The sequence below is a fragment of the Mesorhizobium sp. M7A.F.Ca.CA.002.05.1.1 genome (genome assembly GCF_003998335.1).
Classification (GTDB): Bacteria; Pseudomonadota; Alphaproteobacteria; order Rhizobiales; family Rhizobiaceae; genus Mesorhizobium.
In genome coordinates, this window is record NZ_RZQI01000489.1 from 1 (window position 1) to 4,505 (window position 4,505).

Here is a 4,505-nt window from a genome sequence, read left to right on the forward strand (position 1 = left end):
CCCCAATACCCAGACAGGTTTTACCTTACTTAGGGGAAGAAATGCAACGTCCGCTGCCGGCAGGCCCGCTGCTTGTCACATTTCATCGATGACTATTTCTGGGACGAATGCGGCCGGGAAGACGCAACCGAGCAGGTTCTAACGCGACTGGCGCGGAGAATCCGTCAGCAAAGCCGTTGGTCCGTGCACTGGGCTCCCATGATCGGCTGATAGACAGCGCTCCACCTCCGCGCTATCTGATTTCCGGGATGAGCGTGGCTTGGAGGGGCGTGGTGGAAATAGTCTCTGGAACCGTTCTGCGGCTGGCCGAGGATGCCTCGGTGCAGCATGTGGGCGATGGCGCAGTCGTGCTTTTGGCGCGCAGCGGCCAGCTTTATACATGCAACGGCACGACCGAAGCCTTTCTCGGCAAGGTGGACGGCGCGCGCAACCTCGACCAGATCGTCGATCTGCTTTGCGAGGAGTTCGAGGTCGACAAGGGGACGCTCGATCAGGACATGGCGGCACTGGCCGCGGATCTGATCTCTGAAGGTATCCTCGCCGCGCCAGGTGCTTGATGACTGACGGCCCGCTCCTGCGCGCTCTGTTTCGCTGCCATCTCTGGGCAAGCGCGCGGCTGATGCCGGTCTTGGTCATCAACCGGAGCTTCGAGGAGGTGCTCGAATGGGCGCCGCTCGCCTCGTCGACGCCCTATCGCGGTCTGCCGTCCGCCTACATAGTCGCCAGCGTCAACCGCGCCGTCCGCCGTCCCTGGCTGATGCGTGACCGCAGGTGCCTGAGGGAGGGTCTGCTAGGTCATCGTTTCCTGCGCCTGGCCGGCTTCGATCCAGACCTGCGCTTCGGCATCGATCCGCAGTCGATGCAAGCGCAGCGCCTGGCAGCGCATTGCTGGGTCTGCCTCGATGGCAGGCCGGTGGTCAGCGACAAGCTTCCCGGCATGGTCGAAATCTATCGTCATCATGCCGATGCCATAAAGGCGCGTCCCGCTTGACCAGACCTTCAGCCTGCTATGGCCTCAACGGCCTGATCCTTGGCATATCGGCCGAGCGCCCGGAGCTGTGGCAGGATTTCGACCGGATGCTGGGCAGCCTGCGTATCGCGGAACCCGTCGAGCCGGACTTTCGTCTCGAAATCGCCGAGACAGACACCTTGGACGAGGCACCCAACGGATCCCTCGTCTTCGATGGCGAGGTGCCGGAGGATGGTCCCTGCCGGATGTTCGAGGATAGTGGTATCATCCATCTGGTCTTTCCCGAGCGTCAGACCGTTGCCATCAACGGCGTGGCGGGCTGGGCCGAACTCCGGATCCGCCCTGGCGCGAAAGCCGCGTGGACACCGGCAATGCTGGTGCTCGACGCCGCGCTCGACGCCGGTGGCCAGCATATGCTGCACACTGCCGGCTTGACGTTGCCGGACAGCGATGCGGTGGTGCTGATCCATGCTCCGAGCGGCACCGGCAAGACCACGACGTCACTCGCGCTGGCAATACAGGGCTTTGGCCTCTGCTCCGACGACGCCATGATCGTGCATGCCACTTCGGGCAAGGTCGTCGCCTGGGGTCTGCCGCGCGCCGTCAAGATCCATCGGAAGACCGCGGAGATGATCCCGCAGGTGGCGCCCTGCCTTGGCCAGACCTGGGATCGCAATGGCGAACAGCCCATCTCGCTAGAACGGCTGGAGGATATCATCCGGGTGGAAAACGCGTCCGCCCGGCCGGTGGCGGCCCTTCTGCACCTGGCGCGTTCCGCCGGAAGCCAGAGCCGGCTCGTCGCCATGGCCGGCACCGACGCAATGGTGGCACTGGCGGTGGACAACGTCCGCACCGGTATGACCGGGCTGCTGCCGATGCAGAAACGCCGGCTGGCGACCATCGCCGGGGTGGTCAATGCGGTGCCGACCTTCCGGTTGGAGGTGGGCGCGCGCCCGGCTGACGCTGCGGCACTGATCAGCGCCGCTCTGACGACTCGGGACTGAATACCCCAGGCAACGTGGGGCCGCTATTCCTTGTTCCCAAGGGCGTGGGGATAGCGTGTTTCGGAGTGCTTCTACTTCGCAGTTTTGCGCAAAAACAACGATTTCAGCGCAGCGCCGCCTCGTTATCCTTGCTGCGCGAGGTACGGAAGAGCAAGGGTCCGGGAAAACTCGAATGGCGCTACAAAGGTCAGGTTTGGCAGGGCACACCCGAAGCCGCTCATCTCATGGGCCCGACAGCTCCGCCCGCAGTAAGCAACGAGGCAAACATGCGCGCGTAGTTCTCCGCCTGCACGCCCCAATCCCACTCTTGGATCGTCTCGATCATGCGGGCGGCCATCCTCGACCGGAGCGATGGCGTGTCCCGCAACAAGGCTAGCTTGTTCGCAAGCCCCTCCGCAGTTCCATCGAAGAACAGCCCGTTGTCGCCATCCCGAATCAGCTCGGGCATGTTTCCCACACGGGTGGTCACCAAAGGGACACCGCACGCCGCCGCCTCCAAGCAAGGATTGGGAGTGCCTTCGCTGAGGCTGGCGCAGACATAAACGTCGAGATCCCGATAGAAGCCGGGCATCTCGTCATGGCTACGCCAGCGTTGCTCGCGAATCGCCGTCAGTAGGCGCGCGCCCGGCACGGCCGCTACCGCGGGCTCGATGACGTCGTGGAAGCCGCGATGTGCTGGACCATGGTTGCCGAGACTTCCCGCCCATCCGACACGGAGCTCGCCAGAACCGGGTTGTGGCTCTTGTGCGGGACAAAAGAACGTCGTGTCGACTCCATTGGGCGTGTAGTGGACCGGAACACGCAGTAGAGGACCGTATTCGTGCTCGAGCTGCCGATTGTTGACAAAGACAGCGCGCGCCAGCCGGTGCAGGGCGGCGAGCCCGGGCTCGCGGAATTCGCCCTCCAGCTCTCTGTGGCTGCAGATCCCGATGAGCAGCCTGTCAGACCGCCTGGCGAGGGCCGATTCCGGCAGGGGCAGCTTCGAGATCTGGAGCCAATAGAAGATGAGCACGATGTCCGCCGTGTTCACGTCCGACTCAGTCACATCATGTTGAAATCGTTGGACGATCTCGAACCTTCTTTCCAGCACGCGCCGGAGATTTTGGGTCTTGCGATCAATCGCCCAGCCGGGTCGATCCGCGATCGCCAGGACGCGGGGGAGGTGTACCTCATTCACGAGGCGTACCGCTCAAGCCAGTGCGCCGACCATGGATTGGCCTCGTCCAGATCGTCGTCCGTCGCGCTGGCGCGCACCTGGCTGGCGTCCGGCAGCAGAATATCCTCTGATCGCAAGCGGGGTCGCCATCCGTGCCAGCCACGACCAATGACCTCTTCGCTCAGAAACCGGCGGCCAGCATACTTGCATGCGGCGTGCTCTGCGCTAAGGAACAGATAGTGCTTCATGCGAAAACGCTCGGAGTAAAGCCTCACCGGACCCGCGAACCGTACGAGATGGCCGCCTGACCACGCAATCTCCATGGGGCCGTCCTGTTTCTTGTAGGCACGGACGCAGTGTGGGGAGGTTGGCCGGAACGGGTAGTAGGTGCGCAGCGTGTGTTGATAATCGGGATTGTCGTGATCGGGAGCTTCTCTGGTAGGAATGAACGTAAACTCGGAAGATTCGATCGCATTGAAGCCGAGTGCGTCGGCTGCCGCAATGGCGGAGACCAACGATGAGTACGAAGTCGGCGGAAGGTGGATCTCGTCAGCGTCAACATGCATGAACCAGTCTGCTTCGAGCGACTGAAACAGTTCCTCTTTGCGACGAAGAAGGTGCTCCCAGCAATACCAGCCGTTATGCGGGATGGTTTCGAATCCTATCAATCCGGCTCCGCAGTAGCGCTGGGCAATCTCAAGCGTTCGGTCCGTCGACTGATTGTCGCAGATGTAGACCTGTACGCCTTGACGAAAGAGGTTCTCGAGACATCCGGCGACGAACCGTTCTTCGTTCCGTGTCGTAAGGACCGCGACGACTCGCGGGGAACTCCGATCACGCGCAGCATTCGCAATGTGGGTATTGAGATCGGCCAAATTCCTCAATCCTTCGTCGTGTGCTTCCCGACGCAGGCTAAAGACTCAAAGCGGCCAAGCCAAGAGCGCCATCACTTTCCGACCTGAGGTGATGGCGCGACGCTTTTCCGGGAGAGAACGTCTCACACTTTTCCTGGAATTGCTCTCGCCCTGGCCAGCCGTTGGATCCAGCGGAAGGCGTCGCGGCGTAGGCGCGAACCAAGCTTATCCCTGGAATTGACGCCGAGCAGCGTATTCGTGGTGATCAACCGCCTGGCCAGCCGTATGGAGAGATCGGGTTTGATGCGGCCGGCGAGTTCGAGCGCGCGGCTTTCGTCGAACAACCGGCCGGTCACATCGAGCACGATTGCCAACTCGAGCTCGATGCCGGTGGTACGGGCAGCGTCGAAGAGGCGTGCTTCCGCTTCGGGTGATTGCAGCGCCCGCACGCCCTGCAGCACGTCGACGCAAAGCTGCAGCCGGTGGAATTTATGGCCGCCGGCGGCGTGCACGATGGCGAT

At 62.5% G+C, this 4,505-nt stretch carries 5 protein-coding genes and 1 pseudogene; 3 read left to right on the forward strand and 3 right to left on the reverse strand.

Annotated features, from left to right (window positions below; genetic code table 11):
• Window positions 1–269 precede the first annotated feature (269 nt).
• Genes EN939_RS22245 through EN939_RS22255 form a run of 3 tightly spaced genes read left to right on the forward strand, consistent with a single transcriptional unit; the run spans window position 270 to window position 1,974 of the window.
• Window positions 270–557 carry a PqqD family protein gene (locus tag EN939_RS22245; RefSeq protein ID WP_164748961.1) on the forward strand — a complete coding sequence of 96 codons (288 nt, stop codon included), beginning with the start codon at window positions 270–272 and terminating at the stop codon, window positions 555–557.
• Window positions 557–991: a lasso peptide biosynthesis B2 protein gene (locus EN939_RS22250; protein WP_127269700.1), complete on the forward strand. Its 435-nt coding sequence runs from the start codon at window positions 557–559 to the stop codon at window positions 989–991. Before EN939_RS22245 ends, EN939_RS22250 begins: the two co-directional genes overlap by 1 nt.
• A complete protein-coding gene (locus EN939_RS22255; protein ID WP_127269702.1) occupies window positions 988–1,974 on the forward strand; it encodes a serine kinase in 987 nt (328 codons plus the stop codon). Before EN939_RS22250 ends, EN939_RS22255 begins: the two co-directional genes overlap by 4 nt.
• Window positions 1,975–2,191: 217 nt before the next feature.
• Here EN939_RS22255 and EN939_RS22260 read toward each other — a convergent pair whose 3' ends face one another.
• The 3 genes and pseudogenes from EN939_RS22260 to EN939_RS22270 all read right to left on the reverse strand — a co-directional run.
• Window positions 2,192–3,151 carry a glycosyltransferase family 4 protein gene (locus EN939_RS22260; protein ID WP_127269704.1) on the reverse strand — a complete coding sequence of 320 codons (960 nt, stop codon included), beginning with the start codon at window positions 3,149–3,151 and terminating at the stop codon, window positions 2,192–2,194.
• Complete coding sequence (locus EN939_RS22265) at window positions 3,148–4,005, reverse strand: glycosyltransferase family 2 protein (protein ID WP_236383302.1); 858 nt, start codon at window positions 4,003–4,005, stop codon at window positions 3,148–3,150. Before EN939_RS22265 ends, EN939_RS22260 begins: the two co-directional genes overlap by 4 nt.
• 122 nt (window positions 4,006–4,127) lie before the next feature.
• Window positions 4,128–4,505 (reverse strand): annotated as a pseudogene (locus EN939_RS22270) (nucleotidyltransferase family protein); the annotation flags it as partial.

Coding starts and splice junctions, on each gene's coding strand:
- EN939_RS22250 (WP_127269700.1), top strand. CDS start 557: ATGACTGACGGCCCGCTCCTGCGCGCTCTGTTTCGCTGCCATCTCTGG.